13 protein-coding genes and 4 pseudogenes are annotated in these 18278 nt (G+C 71.6%); 4 read left to right on the top strand and 13 right to left on the bottom strand.

Going from position 1 to position 18278, the window contains the following annotated elements; genetic code table 11:
- Positions 1–31: 31 nt before the first annotated feature.
- Positions 32–1375, bottom strand: a complete 1344-nt coding sequence (locus AB0N14_RS25905) for a diaminobutyrate--2-oxoglutarate transaminase family protein (protein WP_366028174.1) — start codon at positions 1373–1375, stop codon at positions 32–34.
- Between the two features lie 425 nt (positions 1376–1800).
- On the opposite strand from AB0N14_RS25905, the gene AB0N14_RS25900 reads away from it, so the two are divergent.
- Entirely contained in the window at positions 1801–3027 is a 1227-nt protein-coding gene (locus tag AB0N14_RS25900; RefSeq protein ID WP_366028094.1) for a hypothetical protein, read from the top strand.
- A 99-nt stretch (positions 3028–3126) separates the two neighbouring features.
- Here AB0N14_RS25900 and hflX read toward each other — a convergent pair whose 3' ends face one another.
- From hflX to miaA, 6 genes are all read right to left on the bottom strand, one after another.
- Positions 3127–4617 carry a GTPase HflX gene (gene hflX / locus AB0N14_RS25895; protein ID WP_366028093.1) on the bottom strand — a complete coding sequence of 497 codons (1491 nt, stop codon included), beginning with the start codon at positions 4615–4617 and terminating at the stop codon, positions 3127–3129.
- Between the two features lie 176 nt (positions 4618–4793).
- The gene (locus tag AB0N14_RS25890; protein ID WP_366028092.1) at positions 4794–6296 is read right to left on the bottom strand and encodes a M1 family metallopeptidase; all 1503 of its coding nucleotides are present in this window, start codon (positions 6294–6296) and stop codon (positions 4794–4796) included.
- Positions 6297–6508: 212 nt separating this feature from the next.
- On the bottom strand, positions 6509–8692 hold the full coding sequence (locus AB0N14_RS25885) for an HD domain-containing protein (RefSeq protein ID WP_366028091.1): 2184 nt from the start codon (positions 8690–8692) through the stop codon (positions 6509–6511).
- 502 nt (positions 8693–9194) lie between these two features.
- A complete protein-coding gene (gene dapF, locus AB0N14_RS25880) occupies positions 9195–10064 on the bottom strand; it encodes a diaminopimelate epimerase (RefSeq protein WP_366028090.1) in 870 nt (289 codons plus the stop codon).
- An 84-nt stretch (positions 10065–10148) separates the two neighbouring features.
- Positions 10149–10637 carry a hypothetical protein gene (locus AB0N14_RS25875; protein ID WP_366028173.1) on the bottom strand — a complete coding sequence of 163 codons (489 nt, stop codon included), beginning with the start codon at positions 10635–10637 and terminating at the stop codon, positions 10149–10151.
- A gap of 107 nt (positions 10638–10744) precedes the next feature.
- Entirely contained in the window at positions 10745–11683 is a 939-nt protein-coding gene (gene miaA, locus AB0N14_RS25870) for a tRNA (adenosine(37)-N6)-dimethylallyltransferase MiaA (RefSeq protein ID WP_366028089.1), read from the bottom strand.
- Between the two features lie 182 nt (positions 11684–11865).
- Here miaA and AB0N14_RS25865 point away from each other — a divergent pair, with 182 nt between their 5' ends.
- Together AB0N14_RS25865 and AB0N14_RS25860 are read left to right on the top strand one after the other, a co-directional pair.
- Positions 11866–12132 (top strand): hypothetical protein, encoded by a 267-nt coding sequence (locus AB0N14_RS25865; RefSeq protein WP_366028088.1) that lies wholly within the window; start codon positions 11866–11868, stop codon positions 12130–12132.
- A gap of 25 nt (positions 12133–12157) precedes the next feature.
- Positions 12158–12409 (top strand): antitoxin, encoded by a 252-nt coding sequence (locus AB0N14_RS25860; RefSeq protein WP_366028087.1) that lies wholly within the window; start codon positions 12158–12160, stop codon positions 12407–12409.
- 125 nt (positions 12410–12534) lie between these two features.
- Here the strand turns inward: AB0N14_RS25860 and AB0N14_RS25855 are convergent, their stop codons facing one another.
- The 4 genes and pseudogenes from AB0N14_RS25855 to AB0N14_RS25840 all read right to left on the bottom strand — a co-directional run bounded on the left by AB0N14_RS25855 (position 12535) and on the right by AB0N14_RS25840 (position 16795).
- Positions 12535–13245: a class III extradiol dioxygenase subunit B-like domain-containing protein gene (locus AB0N14_RS25855; RefSeq protein WP_366028086.1), complete on the bottom strand. Its 711-nt coding sequence runs from the start codon at positions 13243–13245 to the stop codon at positions 12535–12537.
- A gap of 50 nt (positions 13246–13295) precedes the next feature.
- Positions 13296–14825 carry a tRNA (N6-isopentenyl adenosine(37)-C2)-methylthiotransferase MiaB gene (gene miaB / locus AB0N14_RS25850; RefSeq protein WP_366028085.1) on the bottom strand — a complete coding sequence of 510 codons (1530 nt, stop codon included), beginning with the start codon at positions 14823–14825 and terminating at the stop codon, positions 13296–13298.
- 105 nt (positions 14826–14930) lie between these two features.
- Positions 14931–15610 (bottom strand): annotated as a pseudogene (locus AB0N14_RS25845) (carbohydrate ABC transporter permease); the annotation flags it as partial.
- Positions 15611–15676: 66 nt separating this feature from the next.
- Complete coding sequence (locus AB0N14_RS25840) at positions 15677–16795, bottom strand: sugar ABC transporter permease (RefSeq protein WP_366028084.1); 1119 nt, start codon at positions 16793–16795, stop codon at positions 15677–15679.
- A gap of 70 nt (positions 16796–16865) precedes the next feature.
- Between AB0N14_RS25840 and AB0N14_RS25835 the strand changes: the two are divergent.
- Positions 16866–17045, top strand: a pseudogene (locus tag AB0N14_RS25835) (helix-turn-helix transcriptional regulator); the annotation flags it as partial.
- A 41-nt stretch (positions 17046–17086) separates the two neighbouring features.
- Here the strand turns inward: AB0N14_RS25835 and AB0N14_RS25830 are convergent.
- Positions 17087–17700: pseudogene (locus tag AB0N14_RS25830) on the bottom strand (FMN reductase).
- Positions 17697–18278 (bottom strand): annotated as a pseudogene (locus AB0N14_RS25825) (LLM class flavin-dependent oxidoreductase); the annotation flags it as partial. The pseudogenes AB0N14_RS25825 and AB0N14_RS25830, both read right to left, overlap by 4 nt.

The following is an 18278-nucleotide window of genomic DNA, read 5'->3' as shown; positions in this document are numbered from 1 at the left end:
CCCGTGCCGGCGAAGGGCAGGGCGGGCGGGCTCAGGGATGGACCCCCGGCCCTGCGGCCACCGCGGCCACCGCGTCGGCGAGCCGGTCCAGGACCGCGTCCGTTTGCTCGTCGGTGATCGTCAGCGGCGGCAGCAGGCGGATCACGCTCGCGTGCCGCCCGCCCAGTTCCACGATCAGACCGCGCCGCAGGCACTCCCGCTGCACGGCGGCGGCCAGCGCGGGCGCGGGGGGGCGCGGTCCGGTGCCTCCGGGCAGGGAGGCCGAGGTATCCGGAGGCGCCGGGTCGGATGCGGACTCGGGGTTCACCAGCTCGATGCCGATCATCAGCCCCCGGCCGCGTACGTCCCCGAGGCACGGGAACTCGGCGGCGAGGCAGCGGAGTCGGTCCAGCATGCGGTCGCCGAGCGTGGCCGCGCGCTCGGCAAGGCGGTTCTCGCGGACGTACGCGAGGGTCGCGGTGCCGGCGGCCATGGCGAGCTGGTTGCCGCGGAACGTGCCGGCGTGGGCGCCGGGTTTCCACACGTCGAGATCGTCGCGGTAGACGACGACGGCGAGCGGCAGGCTGCCGCCGATCGCCTTGGACAGGACCATCACATCGGGCACCACCCCGCTGTGTTCGACCGCCCAGAAGCGTCCGGTGCGGCCCACGCCCGTCTGCACCTCGTCCGCGATCAGCGGGATGGCCCGGGCCTCGGTGATCCGCCGCATACGGCGCAGCCACGCGTCCGGCGCCGGATGCACCCCGCCCTCGCCCTGGACCGGTTCGAGGATCATCCCGGCGGGCAGCGGCACCCCCGACTTGGTGTCGTCGAGGAGGGACTCCGTCCAGCGGGCGGACAGTTCGGCGCCGCGCTCGCCGCCGACCCCGAACGGGCAGCGGTAGTCCTGGGGGAACGGCAGACGGGTGACGCGGACGTCGCCCGCGCCCCCCGACGCCTCGAGCGCCCCCGCGGTCATGCCGTGGTAGGCGCCGGTGAAGGCCAGGATGCCCCTTCGCCCGGTGGCCGTGCGCACCAGTTTCAGTGCCGCCTCGACGGCGTCCGTCCCGGCCGGTCCGCAGAACTGCACGCGCGCGCGATCGGCGAGGGCGGGCGGCAGGGCGCGGAACAGCTCCGTGGTGAAGGCGTCCTTCACGGGCGTGGCCAGATCCAGGACGTGCAGCGGCGCACCCGAGTCGAGGACCTTCCGGATCGCCTCCAGGACCACCGGGTGGTTGTGGCCGAGGGCCAGCGTGCCCGCGCCGGAGAGACAGTCCAGGTAGCGGCGTCCGTCCGCGCCCTCGATGGTGAGCCCGCGCGCCCGCACGGGCACGATCGGCAGGGCGCGCGCGTAGGTGCGCGCCGCGGACTCGCGCGCCGACTGCCGCCGCAGAATGCCTTCGTGCGCCCCGCGCGCACGCTCGCTTCCTGAGGCTCCCTCGCGCCCCTTCTCGGCTCCCGCGCGCCCCTCTGACGCGCCCTCCACCGGTAGCACCGCAGTCTCCGTCACGGTCACGGCGTCAGTTCCTCCCGCTGTTCAGAGGCGATGGTCGAGGGCCCGGGCCGGGACGGCAGGCCCCCGCACCTACCAACGACCCGAGCGGCGCGGGGAAGCGGGCGGGCGGAAGATCTTTGGGCTCCGGACGATCTGCCAGATCAGGCGGCTTGTAGCCGAACCGTTGCCGTTCCGTGGGAACTCCCCCACAGCGAGCGCATAGTGTGTGATGCCGTTCAGCGGAAGCGGATGATCATCCGTTGCCTGTCGCCGTCCTCGGCGGAACGCCACCGCCCGACACCGTTCCTTCCAGGGGGAGTTCCACCATGCGACCGATACGATCGCTCTTCGCCGTCCGCTCGGAAGGCGGTGCGCGCCGCAGAACCTGCCCGGTGCCGGCGGCGGTCGGCCTCGCGGTGGCGCTGGCGCTGACCGCGACCGCGTGCGACTCGGGCGGTGGCGGCGATGCGCATGCGGGGGCGAGCGCGTCCGCGTCCTCCGCGGGCGACGGCAAGATCAAGATCCCGGACGACATCAAGCAGAAGCTCAAACAGCACGGGATCGACATCGACAAGTGGAAGAACGGAGCCTGGAAGAACTGGAACAAGGACGACTGGCTGCGCGAGGCCGACGATTTCATCAACCCGATCATCAAGGGTCTGTGGAATCCGGACCGGATGCGCAAGGCCAATGACCCTGCCAAGAAGGTCGACTCCAACGACCTCTCGGGTGACCAGGGCGTCACGGACCCGACCCCGGCACCGGTGAAGGCGCAGGCGGTGCCGGCCGCGTACCACGACAACGCGCCCACGGCGGGGAAGGTGTTCTTCGACTCCCCCAAGGGCACGATGGTCTGTTCGGCAACCGTGGTGGAGGACCCGGCGCACCCCGGGAAGTCCAACCTCGTGTGGACGGCGGGCCACTGCGTGCACGCGGGCAGGAACGGCGGCTGGTACCGCAACATCGCCTTTGTGCCGGCGTACAACAACTCCGGGCGGACTGCGGCCGAGTTGAGGAACGTGACGCGGCAGGAGGTCGCCCCGTACGGCGTCTGGTGGGGTGACTGGGCGCAGACCTCCGAGCAGTGGATCGAGCAGGGCGGTGAGACGGGCGGCCAGGGCGCGTCGTACGACTTCGCCGTCATCCATGTGACGCCGGAGCAAGGCAACGGCGGCGAGTCCCTGGAGGAGACCGTCGGTTCGGCGCTCCCGGTGAACTTCGACGCGCCGGCCGTTCCGAAGGTCGACAGCATCACCGCGACCGGCTATCCGGCCGCGCCTCCGTACGACGGCCAGAAGCTGTACCGGTGCCAGGACAAGCCGGGCCGGCTGTCGCTCGTGCGGACGGACCCGACGATGTACCGCATCGGCTGCACCATGACGGGCGGTGCGTCCGGCGGCGGCTGGGTGGAGACGGGCGCGGACGGCAAGCCCGCCCTGGTCTCCAACACCTCGATCGGGCCGGTGACGTCCGGCTGGCTGGCCGGCCCGCGACTGGGCACGGTGGCCAAGGGGGTCTACGCGGGGGTCAGCAGGAAGTTCGCGGACCAGTGACGCGCCCCGCCTCGCCGTCGTTCGTCCCCGGACAGCCGTGAAGAAAGCGAAGCCCGCTCCCTGTCGCAGGGAGCGGGCTTCGAACCTTTGCGCCGTGGGTCAGAGCGCGGGAGCCGGCGCGTACGGCGCCAGTTCAGCCGCCAGTTCCTCGTGCACCCGGGCCTTGAGCACGGTGCCCTCCGGGGTGTGCTCCTCGGAGATCACCTCGCCCTCGGAGTGGGCGCGCGCGACCAGCCGGCCGTGCGTGTAGGGCACCAGGGCCTCGATCTCGACCGACGGCCTCGGCAGCTCGTCGTCGATGAGCGCGAGCAGTTCCTCGATGCCCCGGCCGGTGCGGGCCGAGACCGCGATGGCGCGCTTCTCGATCCGCAGCAGCCGCTGGAGCACCAGCGGGTCCGCCGCGTCCGCCTTGTTGATCACGACGATCTCGGGTACGCCGGTGGCGCCGACGTCGGTGATCACCTCGCGCACGGCGGCCAGCTGCTCCTCCGGGTTCGGGTGCGAACCGTCGACCACGTGCAGGATCAGGTCGGAGTCGCCGACCTCCTCCATCGTGGAGCGGAACGCCTCGACCAGGTGGTGCGGCAGGTGCCGTACGAAGCCGACGGTGTCCGCCAGTGTGTACAGCCGCCCGCTCGGGGTCTGGGCCCGGCGCACGGTCGGGTCGAGGGTCGCGAACAGCGCGTTCTCGACCAGTACGCCCGCGCCGGTGAGGCGGTTGAGCAGGGAGGACTTGCCGGCGTTGGTGTAGCCCGCGATGGCGACCGAGGGCACCTTGTGGCGCCTGCGCTCCTGGCGCTTGATCTCGCGGCCGGTCTTCATCTCCGCGATCTCCCGGCGCATCTTCGCCATCTTCTCGCGGATCCGCCGCCGGTCCGTCTCGATCTTGGTCTCACCGGGGCCGCGGGTCGCGAGGCCGCCGCTGCCGCCGCCCATCTGCCGGGACAGCGACTGACCCCAGCCGCGCAGCCTCGGCAGCATGTACTGCATCTGGGCGAGCGCGACCTGCGCCTTGCCCTCGCGGGACTTCGCGTGCTGGGCGAAGATGTCAAGGATCAGGGCCGTACGGTCGATGACCTTGACCTTGACGACGTCCTCGAGGTGGATCAGCTGGGCCGGGCTCAGCTCACCGTCGCAGACGACGGTGTCTGCGCCCGTCTCGAGGACGACGTCGCGCAGCTCGTTCGCCTTGCCGGAGCCGATGTAGGTGGCGGCGTCGGGCGTGTCACGGCGCTGGATCACACCGTCGAGCACGAGCGCACCCGCGGTCTCCGCGAGGGCGGCCAGCTCGGCGAGGGAGTTCTCCGCGTCCTGCACGGTCCCCGACGTCCACACCCCGACGAGCACGACACGCTCCAGGCGCAGCTGCCGGTACTCGACCTCGGTGACGTCCTCGAGCTCGGTGGACAGGCCCACGACACGGCGCAGGGCCGCGCGGTCGGAGCGGTCGAACTGGTCGCCGTCCCGCTGTCCGTCGATCTCGTGGCTCCAGGCGACGTCCTCTTCCATCAGGGCATCGGCCCGAAGACCTTCGGCGTAGGCGTGCGCGAGGCGCTTGGTGTCCTGGGAAGGGGAAGAAGAGGAGGTCATTGGGTCCTTACGTCGATGGGAATCCGGTTGCGGTGACGGAGTGGCGGCCGTGCGGGGCCCGTCACAGACGTCGTCACCGGTCACAACGCTCGAGTGCCCCGGAAGATTCCCGGTCACCCGCCCCGAGGGGGCCGCGCCGCCGACCTGATGATGGTCCCACGGCACGGCCCGTCCCGTCATCCGACTTGTTCGGCGCCTTTGGCGCTCTCGGCGGGCTCGCTCTTCCAGTCCGGGTGGCCGGGCATCGGCGGGGTCTTCTCGCCGTGGAGCCAGCCGCTGAAGAAGGCGCCGAGGTCGCGTCCGGCCATGTCGGACGCGAGGCGTTCGAAGTCGGCCGTGGTCGCCGTGGAGTCGTGGTGCAGGGCCACCCAGACCCGCTCCAGGCGCTCGAAGGCTCCGGCGCCGATCTCCTGGCGCAGGGCGTACAGCACCAGGGCCGCTCCGTGGTAGACGCTCGGCCGGAAGATGCTGATCTTCTGGCCGGGCTTGGGGGCCTTGGGCCCGGCGGGCGGGCCGCCGGAGGCGCGCCAGCCGTCCGAGAGGGCGTACGCCGCCTTCATCCGCGCCTCAAGGGACTGGTGCGCCGTCTCGTCCGCATACAGGGCCTCGTACCAGGTGGCGTGTCCCTCGTTGAGCCACACGTCGGACCAGGTGCGCGGGCTGACGCTGTCACCGAACCACTGATGGGACAGCTCGTGCACCATGATCGACTCGATGTACCACTTGGGGAAGGCCGGCTCGGTGAAGATGCGTTTCTCGAAGAGGGAGAGCGTCTGCGTCTCGAGCTCGAAGCCGGTCCTGGCCTGAGCGATCAAGACCCCGTAGGTCTCGAACGGGTACGGGCCGACCTTCCTCTCCAGCCAGGCGATCTGGTCGGGTGTCTTCTCCAGCCAGGGTTCGAGCTCCGCCTGGTCCTTGGCCGGGACCACGTCGCGGACGGGAAGGCCGTGGGGTCCCGTGCGGTGCAGGACGGCGGTGCGGCCGATGGACACCTGGGCGAGTTCCGTGGCCATGGGGTGCTGGGTGCGGTAGGTCCAGGTGGTGGTTCTTCCGCTTCGCCGCGTGCTCACCGGGACACCGTTCGCCACGGCCGTGTAGTCGTCCGGCGCGGTCACGTGGATCGTGAACATCGCCTTGTCGGACGGGTGGTCGTTGCACGGGAAGACCAGGTGGGCGGCGTCGGCCTGGTTGGCCATGGCGAGCCCGTCGTCGGTGCGCACCCAGCCGCCCTGCCGGTCCTTGCCGGAGACGGGGTCGCTGGTGTGCCGCACGGTGATGCGCAGCAGGCCGCCCTTGGGGAGCGGGACGCCCGGCGTGATCACCAGGTCCTCCCCCGCGCCGGTGAAGTCCGCGGGCAGGCCGTTGACGTCGACGGACTCGACCGTGCCGTGCGCGAAGTCGAGGTTGACGTGCTCCAGCCGCTGGGTGGTGCGGGCGTTGATGGTGGTGACGGCGGCGAGCGGCTTGCTGTTGTCGCCGGTGTAGGTGAAGGAGAGGTCGTACGACCGGACGTCGTATCCGGGGTTGCCGAGCGCGGGGTAGAGCCGGTCGCCGACGCCGAGGGGGACGGCGGGCGAAGGGGCGCTCGCGGCGATCAGGCAGCCGGAGACGGCACAGGCGAGCAGGGCCGTCTGGGCACGGTGGAAACGTGGCGTGACGGAACGAAGGCTGAGCGGCATGGACCACCGCTATCAGCGCGCACTCCCCGGACGTGTCCGACGCGCATCGGTCCCACCCGAACGGGTTCAGCCGGGGGGACGGCTGATAGGGCGGGGGCCGCCTGCTGGGTCCGGCGGCGGCCCAATGAGGACGTCGGGCGGAGGCCGTACGGGGACCGCCGACGGCCGGGACAGACAGCCCCCGCGCCGGCGTCAGCGCACGGTTGCCGGCGTCAGTGCACGGTCGTCGCCGGATGCTGGGCTCTGCTCACGTCGTACACCCCCGGCACGTTCCGCATCGCTCTCATCAGGGACGGCAGATGGGAGGCGTCCGGGAGCTGGAGTGTGTACGTGTGGCGTACGCGCTGCTGGCTCGGGGGCTCGACCGTCGCCGAGACGATGGCCGCGCCTTCCAGGGCGATGGCCTCGGTGAGGTCCGCCAGCAGGTGCGGGCGGCCGAAGGACTCCGCGACGAGCGTGACCCGGCACTCGGTGGTGTCCCCCCAGCGCACGCCGACCTCCTCGCGCCCGTCGCTCTTCATGCGCTCCACTCCGGCGCACTCGACGCGGTGCACGGTCACCACGCCCCCGCGCACGGCGAAGCCGGTGACCTCGTCCGGCGGCACGGGCGTACAACAGCCCGCGAGCCGCACGGAAGCGCCGGGCAGGTCCACGACGGCGTTGGCGTCGCGCACGCCGGGCGCGTCCGTGGTGGGGCGCGCGGGCAGCGCCGGCGGGCGTGCGGCGGTCCCGAGGCCGGTGGCGTGCGCGCCGACGACGTCCAGCGGGCCCCGGACGCCCGGCGCCGACGCGCCGCCGAAGGTCTCGGCGGACACCGGATGCGCCGCCAGCCACCGCTGGATCGCGATCCGCGCGGCCGGCGTGTGGGCGTGCTCCAGCCACTCCCGGGACGGCTCCGAGGCCGGGTCCTGGCCCATGAGGAGCTGCACGGTGTCGCCGTCCTTCAGGACCGTGCTCAGCGTCGCCAGCCGGCCGTTGACCCGGGCGCCGATGCAGGCGTGCGCGTCCTCCCCATACTGCGCGTAGGCCGCGTCCACGCAACTGGCGCCCTCCGGAAGCCCCAGCGCGCCCCCGTCGGGGCGGAACACGGTGATCTCCCGGTCCTGGGCGAGGTCCTCGCGCAGCGACGACCAGAACGTGTCGGTGTCCGGCGCCGCCTGCTGCCACTGAAGCAGCCGCGAGAGCCAGCCGGGCCGGGTGGGGTCGGCGCGCTCGCCATCGGCCGGATCGTCGGAGGCGGGGGCATAGGGATTGCCGAGGGCGATCACTCCGGCCTCGGCGACCTTGTGCATCTGGTGGGTGCGGATGAGGACTTCCGCGACCTCGCCGTCCTCCCGCGTGACCGCGGTGTGCAGCGACTGGTACAGGTTGAACTTGGGGACGGCGATGAAGTCCTTGAACTCCGAGACCACCGGGGTCATGCAGGTGTGCAGCTCGCCGAGGACCGCGTAGCAGTCGGCGTCCTCGTTCACGAGCACCAGCAGGCGCCCGAAGTCCGCGCCGCGCAGCCGGCCCCGCTTGCGGGAGACGCGGTGGACGGAGACGAAGTGCCGCGGCCGGATGAGGACTTCGGCCGGGATCCCGGCCTCGCGCAGCACCGTGCGCACCTGGTCGGCCGTCTCGGCGAGCGGATCGTCGCCGTGTGCCGCGTTCTCCGCGATGAGTTCCCTGGTGTGCTCGTACTCCTCCGGGTGCAGGACCGCGAAGACGAGGTCCTCGAGTTCGGTCTTGAGCGCCTGGACGCCGAGGCGCTCGGCGAGCGGGATGAGCACGTCCCGGGTGACCCTGGCGATGCGTTCCTGCTTCTCCCGCCGCATCACGCCGAGCGTGCGCATGTTGTGCAGCCGGTCGGCGAGTTTGATCGACATCACGCGGACGTCGTTTCCGGCGGCGACGAGCATCTTGCGGAAGGTCTCGGGCTCGGCGGCCGCTCCGTAGTCGACCTTCTCCAGTTTGGTGACTCCGTCGACGAGGTAGCGCACCTCCTCGCCGAACTCCTCGCGCACCTGCTCGAGCGTCACATCGGTGTCCTCGACGGTGTCGTGGAGCAGGGAGGCGGTCAAGGTCGTGGTCTCGGCTCCCAGTTCGGCGAGGATCAGGGTCACGGCGAGGGGGTGCGTGATGTACGGCTCGCCGCTCTTGCGCATCTGTCCCCGGTGCGAGGACTCCGCCAACACGTAGGCGCGGCGGAGCGGTTCGAGGTCGGCGTCGGGGTGGTGGGCGCGGTGGGCCTCGACGACGTGGCCGATGGCGTCGGGCAGCCGGTCGCGGGTGGCGGGGCCGAGCAGCGCGGCCCGGCCCAGCCGGCGCAGGTCGAGCCGGGCGCGGCTCTTCCTCCGGTGGGCCCCGGGCGTTGCAGGGGCGGGGTCGGCAGGGTTCGTGGCCTCCGCACTCATTAGGCACCTCCGGCTGCGTCGACCGGCGGACGGAGTGCCTGCTGGCGTTCGCGGCGCAGGGGCTCGCGACGGTCCCCCGTCCCGGCCGGTGCTTGATGCTATCGAGCCCACCACGCCTGCCCGACCGGCTCTCGCCGAGCGTGAAACGGATCACCCATTCGAGCGATGTCCTGAAGGTTTACGCGTTTCCGCCAGGGGAAACCGTTCCGGCCGTCGATTCCCGCTTTCCCACCGGCCCGGAGCTGGGGATCGGAGCGCCGGAAGCGGCTGGGGCTGTGATCCGGAGCCGTGCGGCGGCAAGGCCGAGTGCTCTTTTCGGCCACCGCGCGGTGCGCAACGTCACCGTCCGCGTGCCACGATGTGCTTCGGCGCGCCGTCCGTTCGCCCCCTCAAAAGGCAGCAAGGGGACTCGAGTTCGGGCAGCCGCAGGAGCGGCCGGAAACTTCCCCGGCCCGTTCGCCCGGGGGCTTCGGTCCGCACGACGACGTCGTCGAGCTGCGCGTCAGCGGGCCGCGGTCCGGAGCCACTCGGCGTCGATCTCGCCCTCGGCGACGATCACCGCCGGGCCGGTCATCTCGATCTCGCCGTCCGGCCGCTCGGTGATCACCAGGGTGCCGCCCGGGACGTCCACGGTGTACGTCACGGGGGTGCCCGTCACGGCCGGGTCGGCGCCGTCTCGGCGAGCCGTGGCGACGGCCACCGCGCACGCGCCCGTGCCGCACGAGCGGGTCTCCCCGGAGCCGCGCTCGTGGACGCGCATCGCGACGTGGCGAGGAGCGCGGTCGACCACGAACTCGACGTTCACCCCATCCGGGTAGACGGAGGCCGGGCTGAACGGGGGCGGGGTGAACAGGTTCCCCGCGTGCGCGAGGTCGTCGACGAAGGCGACCGCGTGCGGGTTGCCCATGTTCACGTTGCGCGCGGGCCAGCTGCGCTCGCCGACACTGACCGTGACGTCCCCCGCGGGCAGGACGGCCCGGCCCATGCCGACGGTGACATCGCCGTCCTTCGCGAGGTGGACGGTCTTGACACCCCCGCGCGTGGCGATCGCGAGATCGCCCTCGGTCACATGACCGGCGCGCTGGAGGTAGCGCGCGAACACCCGTACGCCGTTGCCGCACATCTCCGCGACCGAGCCGTCGCTGTTGCGGTAGTCCATGAACCACTCCGCCTCCCCGGCCATCTCCTTGGCCTCCGGGTGCGCGGCGGAGCGCACGACGTGCAGCAGACCGTCGCCGCCGATGCCCGCGCGGCGGTCGCACAGGGCGGCGACGGCGGCCGGGGACAGGTCGATGACGTTCTCGGGGTCCGGGATGATCACGAAGTCGTTTTCCGTGCCGTGACCCTTGAGGAAGGCGATCCGCGTGCTCATTCCTCGATCGTACGGGGTGAGTACGACAGCGGCGTACGGCGAGGCCGGTACGACAGCGGCGTCAGCCGCGCCCGGCGAGGGTGGTCAGCGCAGCCGGGCCACGCGCCACACGGCCATCGCGACGACCGCGACGACCACCACGGCGTACCCGAGGACGACACGCCAGTCCGGGCGCCGCCCGGAGCCGCGCTGCGGCAGGCCGGGCCACGTGTAACCGACGCGCCGCGCGGCCATCATGCCCCAGCCGGCCGCGCACGAGCAGATCAGCAGGCCGAGCATGGCGACGACGGCGCCGCCGTCGCCGAACTCGAACGCCAGCGGGAAGGCGAACATCAGGGAGCCGACCGCGGCCAGCCCCACGATCGGGGCGAGCTGCCAGATCCGCAGCCGGCGCTGCGGGCGCAGCTCGACCTCGACCTCGAGCCCGGTGGACAGCTCGTCCACGTCCGGCCCGTCGTCGGTCACACCGCCCGGGAGCTGCTCGTCCGGACCGTCGGAACTGAGCCTTGGGTCCTCGTCCTGCGCGGTCCCGTGCTGCGCGCCTTGTGCGGTGTCGCGAGGGCCGGCCTCCATCGCCACGCGCCCTCCCAACTCGGACTCACTTGGTCGATCGAAGCTCGATGATGGCATGCCGCACGAGGCCCGGATGACGGCCGGAGCGTCCCGATGCCATCACGTGATCAGGCTGTAACCGGTCGTTCGATCAACGCCAGCGCGAGGTGCGGAAGTTCCCCGAGGTCGTCCGCGGCACCGCTGAGCCAGTGCACGCGCGGGTCACGGCGGAACCAGGAGTCCTGACGGCGCGCGAAGCGCTTGGTGGCGCGTACGGTCTCGACGCGCGCCTCTTCCAGCGTGCACTCCCCCGCGAGCGCCGTGAGCACCTGCTGATATCCGAGCGCGCGCGACGCCGTACGCCCCTCGCGCAGACCCTGCGCCTCCAGCGCCCGTACCTCGTCCACGAGCCCCGCCTCCCACATCCGGTCGACCCGGCGTGCGATCCGTTCGTCCAGCTCGGGCCGGCTGACGTCGACGCCGATCTGGACGGTGTCGTAGACCGAGTCGTGACCCGGGAGGTTGGCGGTGAAGGGCCGGCCGGTGATCTCGATGACCTCCAGGGCCCGGACGATCCGGCGGCCGTTGCTCGGCAGGATCGCCTGGGCGGCCTCCGGGTCGGCGGCCGCCAGGCGCGCGTGGAGTGCTCCGGAGCCGCGCAGGGCGAGCTCCTCCTCGAGCCGGGCGCGCACCTCGGGGTCGGTGCCGGGGAACTCCAGGTTGTCGACCGCGCCGCGCACGTACAGCCCCGAGCCGCCCACCAGGACGGGCCAGCGACCCTCGGCGAGCAGCGCGTCGATACGGGCGCGGGCGAGGCGCTGGTACTCGGCGACGGACGCCGTCACCGTCATGTCCCAGATGTCCAGCAGATGGTGCGGAACGCCGCCGCGCTCCTCGGGCGTCAGCTTGGCGGTGCCGATGTCCATCCCCCGGTAGAGCTGCATGGAGTCGGCGTTGACGACCTCCCCGCCGAGCTGCTGGGCCAGGAATACTCCCAGATCGGACTTTCCGGCCGCGGTCGGTCCGACGACGGCGATGACCCGCGGCGCGGGGGCTGCACTACTCACCGCAACAGTCTCGCAAACCTCCGGACGCCGCCTCGAACGAGTTACGTGACGCCCCGAGTGGGGGGTCGTTGCCTGTTGCGTGGTTCCGGTCACCGGTTCGAGAACAGGTGACCCGGGGCGACGCAACGGGACGCACCGGGCTACACGGCATTTCGCCCGCACGAGTAACGTATGGAGTGGATATGGGCGTTTTTGCACGGCTTCTCCGGAGGTCGAGGACGACCGAGGAGGGCCGGTCGGCCGAGGCGGAGGCCGCACAGGCTGCGGAGGGTGCCGAGGCGGGAGCGACGGACGTGGTGAAGGACGCGGGGGCGGCCGAGCCCGACGGGAAGCCGGAGGGCGCGCCGCAGAAGGGCGCGGAGGCCGCCGACGACGGGGTCGGCATCCCGAAGCAGCAGTCCGCCGAGAAGGCCGCCGACAGCGAGGCCGACGAGGGCGCCCGTACGTAACCGCTTGAGCCAGGGAAGGTGGACCATGGGTCTCGTGGACAACCTGAAAGCCAAGGTCTCGGGCCTCGCGCAGCAGCACGAGGACAAGGTCGACCGTGGCCTCGACAAGGCCGCGAAGATGATCGACGAGCGGACCAAGGGCAAGTACAGCGACAAGATCCACACGGGCACGGACAAGGCGAAGCACGCGGTGGAGCGCCTCGCCCACGGGGACACCGGCCCGTCGACCGGCGAAGCGGCGCCCCCGGAGACACCGCAGCCGCCTTCGGCCTCCTGATCAAGCTCCGGACAACGCGTCACCCATCGACGGACGACCGCGGGGCCACGGCCTCCCGGCCGTCCGCCGTGTCGCGGTACCACGGCAGGAGCTTCCCGAACCCGGCGGCCGCGCTCACAGGACCGCTACGACCAGGCGGCCACCACGTACCCCACGCCGTACGGCGCCTCGTCGTACAGCAGGTTGCCGGACAGGCGCACGCCTTCCGCCGCGCCCGCGAGGATCTGCCAAGGGGCCCTGCCGCGGGCCTGCAATGCGTGGGCCAGGGCCGGGTCAAGGGATCTCAGGGCCGTCACGTCCGCCGCACCCAGCGCCCGCGCGACCTCCGCGTCGAAGTCGGCCGCGCGCTCGTCCAGGTAGCCCGGTGCCTTCACCGAGCGGCACGCGCTGGCGTCGCCCATGATCAGCAGGGCCGTCCGCTCGGCCTGGGCGGCGAGCCCGGCTCCGACCTCTGCGCACCGCTCGGGGGCCAGGAGTTCCGGCACTCCCAGGCCCTCCACGGGCGCGCCGGCCCAGCGCGTGCGCTCCAGCAGCCACGCTGCGACCGCGAGCGACGGCGGAAGCTCACGCTCCTGAGCCGTACCGCCCGCACCCAGCCGTACGTCGACGTCCACGCCGAAGCCCCGGAACGACCCCCGCGCCCCCTCCGCGTAGGTGCCCTCCTCACCCTCCCCGGCGGGCCCGACGACCACCAGCCGGTCGGGGCGGGCGGCGGCGAGCACGCCCAGCGCGTCCTTGCAGGCGGCGCGGGCTCCGTCCAGTTCGGGCGCCGCACCCGCGGCGACCTCGGGCACGAGCAGGGGCGGACAGGGGCAGACGGCGGCGGCGACAAGCATGATCCGCAGCCTAACCGGGCCCGACGCCGCGTTCGGCGGTGGCGGTGGCGTCAGTCGCAGCCGCAGGCACCGGCGGTGGCCACCGTCAGCGGCGCGGGTACGCCGACCTTCGGCAGACCCAGCATCACGCCGACCGGCTTGGCGGCCTCCGCCGCGTTCCGCTTGGCCCACGCGTCGCCCGCGCGCGTGCGGCGCACGTCGAGGACGGGCCCCTCGGCGAGGAGGTGGTGCGGGGCGGCGTACGTCACCTCGACGGTCACCACGTCACCGGGGCGCACCTCTTGTTCCGGCTTGGTGAAGTGGACCAGGCGGTTGTCGGGGGCGCGGCCGGACAGTCGGTGGGTGGCGCCGTCCTTGCGCCCCTCGCCCTCGGCGACCATCAGCTCGATGGTGCGGCCGACCTGCTTCTTGTTCTCCTCCCAGGAGATCTCCTCCTGGAGGGCGACGAGCCGCTCGTAGCGCGCCTGGACGACCTCCTTGGGGATCTGGTTCTCCATCTCGGCGGCCGGGGTGCCGGGCCGCTTGGAGTACTGGAAGGTGAACGCCTGCGCGAACCGCGCCTCGCGCACCACGTGCAGCGTCTGCTCGAAGTCCTCCTCGGTCTCCCCGGGGAATCCGACGATGATGTCGGTGGTGATCGCGGCGTGCGGGATGGCGGCGCGCACCTTCTCGATGATCCCCAGGTAGCGCTCCTGGCGGTAGGAGCGGCGCATGGCCTTGAGCACGGCGTCCGAGCCGGACTGCAGCGGCATGTGCAGCTGCGGCATCACGTTCGGGGTCTCGGCCATGGCCGCGATGACGTCGTCGGTGAAGTCGCGCGGGTGCGGGGAGGTGAAGCGGACGCGCTCCAGGCCGTCGATGTTCCCGCAGGCGCGCAGCAGCTTGCTGAAGGCCTCGCGGTCGCCGATGTCGGAGCCGTAGGCGTTCACGTTCTGCCCGAGCAGCGTGATCTCGGAGACGCCCTCGGCGACCAGGGCCTCGACCTCGGCGAGGATGTCGCCCGGGCGGCGGTCCTTCTCCTTGCCGCGCAGCGCCGGGACGATACAGAAGGTGCAGGTGTTGTTGCAGCCGACGGAGATCGACACCCATGCCGCGTAGGCGCTCTCGCGCCGCGTCGGGAGCGTCGACGGGAACGCCTCCAGCGACTCGGCGATCTCGACCTGCGCCTCCTGCTGCACGCGGGCGCGCTCCAGCAGAACGGGCAGCTTGCCGATGTTGTGCGTGCCGAAGACGACGTCCACCCAGGGCGCCTTCTTCACGATGGTGTCGCGGTCCTTCTGCGCCAGGCAGCCGCCGACGGCGATCTGCATGCCGGGCCGGACGGCTTTCTTCGGCGCGAGGCGGCCGAGGTTGCCGTAGAGCCGGTTGTCCGCGTTCTCCCTCACGGCGCAGGTGTTGAAGACGACCACGTCCGCGTCGCCGTCCGCCCCCTCGGGCGCACGCACGTACCCGGCCTCTTCGAGCAGCCCGGCCAATCGCTCGGAATCGTGGACGTTCATCTGACACCCGTAGGTACGAATTTCATATGTCTTAGATGATCGAACGTCCACTGCCGGGCTCCGGTCGCTGCTGCTGGTCATGGCTCAAGGGTAGGCGCTCCGCAGAGAGCCTTGCTCCGGTGCTCTGTCCGGCACACAGTGGAGCAGCGCAGCAGCACAGCCGCTGAGGTTGTCCCGTCACGGCGCTCACTGGTCTCTTCCGGGACAACTGACCAGGACCGCACTCCGCCGTGTCCGCTTCCACTGTTCCGACGGACCGGACGGAGACCGGACCGTCCCTCGCTTGACGGCCCCGCTCGTGGCGCCGGCGGCGACGTGGCGCTGGGCGATGACGAGCAGCACGGCCGCCGGGGCGGACGCCAGGACCGCGGTGGCCATGATGGCGTTCCACTGGTTCGTGTGCGCGCCGATGTACTCGTATATTCCGAGGGCGATCGGCCGCACGGTCTCCGTGGTGGTCAGTGTGAGAGCGAAGAGGAAGTCGCTCCAGGCGAAGAGGAAGGTGAAGAGCGCCGCGGTGATCAGCGCGTTGGTGCTCAGCGGGGCACCACGGAGCGGAAGGTGCGCAGCCTCCCGGCGCCGTCGACGCGCGCGGCCTCGATGATCTCCCTGGGGATGCCCTGCATGAACGAACGCAGGATGATGATCGCGAAGGGGACCCCGGCGGTGGAGTCGGCGAGGATCAGCCCGAGGGAGGAGTTGAGGAGTCCCAGGTCGTTGTAGGCGTTGTAGAGCGCGTTGGCCACGGCGATGCCCGGCACCATCTGTGTGATCAGGACGCCGAAGAGCACGAGGTTGATTCTCCGGACGGGGAGGTGGGCCAGCGCGTAGGCCGCCGGTGCGGCGAGCGCGAGGCTGAACGCCACGCCGGACGATCCCGACCATCGTGGACGCCAGGCCACGGCTCGGTGGGCGCTTCACGGGATCCCCTCTCAGGCGTGCCGGGCGCGCCGGTGGGCGCGCAGATGGACGAAGGCGAAGACGAGCGAGACGGCGACCAGTACGTTGCTCATCGCGGCACCGCGCCCGAACTCGAACTGCCGGAAGGACAGTTCATAGGACAGGGTGGCGAGGGTCTGGGTGGCGTCGGCCGGTCCTCCGCCGGTGACCATGAGGATGAGGTCCAGCACCTTGACCGTGTAGACCACGCCCAGCACCAGCACGACGTTGACCACGGGGCGCAGCAGCGGCCAGGTGACATGGCGGAACGAGGCCACCGGACCGGCTCCGTCCAGCTTCGCCGCCTCGTACAGATGCGCGGGGATGTCCTGCAGGCCGCCGTACAGGATCGCGGTGTTGAACGGGATGCCCACCCAGATGTTGATGAGGATCACCGACACGAGCGCCTGTGAGGTGCCGGTGAGCCAGGGTATGCCGGACGACAGGAGGTGGAGGTCGCGCAGCGCCTCGTTGACGACTCCGTCGTCGGGGCCGAGCATCCACCTCCACGTCGTCCCGGAGACGACCAGCGGCAGCAGCCACGGCAGCAGCAACAGCGACCGCAGTACGCCGCCGAGCGGGAATCGGCGCTGGAAGAACAGGGCGAGGGCCAGGCCGACCACGAACTGCCCGGCTATCGAACCGGCGGTGAACAGGACCGTCGTCAGCAAGGCCTTGGAGAACAGCACCTGCTCATCACCACGGCGGAGGAGGCGGCGGCCGCCGGCGACCCCCAACTCGCGCTCGGGCTTCTGCGAGCCGCCGCCCGACGATGCTTCTGGTTCCACCCGGAGCGTGCTCTGCGCGAGCGTGTGGCGGCTGCGGCCGAGCGGCTGCCCGTGCCGGAGCTGCACGCCGAGCTGGTGTACGTCCTGGCCGCCGCCGCCCCGTTCGAGCGTGGTGCATCGGTGATCGAGCGGTTCGAGCGCCTGGAGAGCGAGGGCGGCTACGATGCCCTCGCCGCCGCCACGCTCGGCACGGCGGCCACGATGATGGGCGGCTACGACCGCGCGACGGGATTCCTGCGGCACGTTGCGGCCGGTCTGCGGGCCCAGGGGCGGCTGGGGCTCCTCGGGCAGACCCTGGTGTCCCTGTCGTTCGCCTCGGCGCACATCGTGGACTGGAAATCGGGCCTGCCGAGCGTTTCCGAGGCCATCCGGCTCGCGGAGGAGAACGGCCCTGCTCACGCCACAGGAACTGCAGATCGCGCAACTGGCCGCGACGGGGCTCTCCAACCGGGAGATAGGCCGGCAGCTCCACCTCTCCCACCGCACCGTCGCAGCGCACCTGTACCGGATCTACCCGAAACTCGGGATCACCTCCCGTGGCCAGCTGCGGGGGAAGCTCCAGCCGGACGGATGAGCGCCGGACGCCGGCGTCCGCGGACCGCGTCCCGACCGGTCTCAATAGAAGCGCAGGTCGGAGAGCTGCCGCTCGAGCGCGGTGATGTCGTCCTCGGGTGTCTCCTCTACCGGGCGGGCGGCCATCAGGGCGGCCAGCTCCCCGCCGCCCGCCGTATCCGCGCGGGCAGACCCTCGGTGTACTCGTCACCCCTGGATCCTCAGTCCTCCGACGCCGCGTACACCGCGGTGGGTACGACGGTGGCACGCAGGTAGGCGAAGAGCGGGCGCAGGGCGTGCTCCAGGACCAGGGAGTGGCGGGCCGTGCCTCCCGCCGCCCCGATCAGGACCGGTGTCCCGGTGAGGGCGTCCGGGTCGATCAGGTCGAAGAAGGACTTGAACAGCCCGCTGTAGGAGGCGGTGAACACGGGGGTCACGGCGATCAGGCCGTGGGCGCCCGTCACCGCGTCGATGACGGTGGCCAGTTGGGGCGACGGGAGGCCGGTGACGAGGTGGTTGGCGACGGCGACGGTCAGTTCCCGCAGCTCGATCACCTCCGTCTCCACCTCGTGGCCCTGGGCGGCGAGTTCACGGCGGGCCGACTCGGCGAGACGGTCGGCGAGCAGGCGTGTGGACGACGGGGTGCTCAGCCCCGCGGACACGGCGACGAGCTTCATGCGGCGGACACCTCCTGGACGGATCGCAGGGACTCATGGGTGGGAGCGTCCGGCACGTCGGCCGGGCGGCCGATCGCGAACTCCTTGCGCAGCACGGGCACCACCTCTTCACCGAGGAGGTCGAGCTGCTCCAGGACCGTCTTCAGGGGCAGTCCCGCGTGGTCCATCAGGAAAAGCTGCCGCTGGTAGTCGCCGACGGTCTCACGGAAGGACAGCGTCCGTTCGATGACCTGCTGCGGCGACCCGACGGTCAGCGGGGTCTGCTCGGTGAAGTCCTCGAGGGACGGCCCGTGCCCGTACACCGGCGCGTTGTCGAAGTAGGGGCGAAATTCCCGTACGGAGTCCTGGGAGTTCTTCCGCATGAACACCTGCCCGAACCAGGCCGACGATGGCCTCCTCGGGCCGGCCGTGACCGTAGTGGGCGTACCGTCGCCGGTAGAGCTGGACCATGCGCTTGGTGTGGTCGGCGGGCCAGAAGATGTCGTTGTGGAAGAAGCCGTCGCCGTAGAAGGCGGCCTGCTCGGCGATCTCCGGGGAGCGGATGGAGCCGTGCCAGACGAACGGCGGTACGCCGTCCA

Source organism: Streptomyces sp. NPDC051104, assembly GCF_040682835.1.
Lineage (GTDB): Bacteria > Actinomycetota > Actinomycetes > Streptomycetales > Streptomycetaceae > Streptomyces > Streptomyces cynarae.
This window is presented reverse-complemented; position numbering and strand designations above follow the sequence as displayed.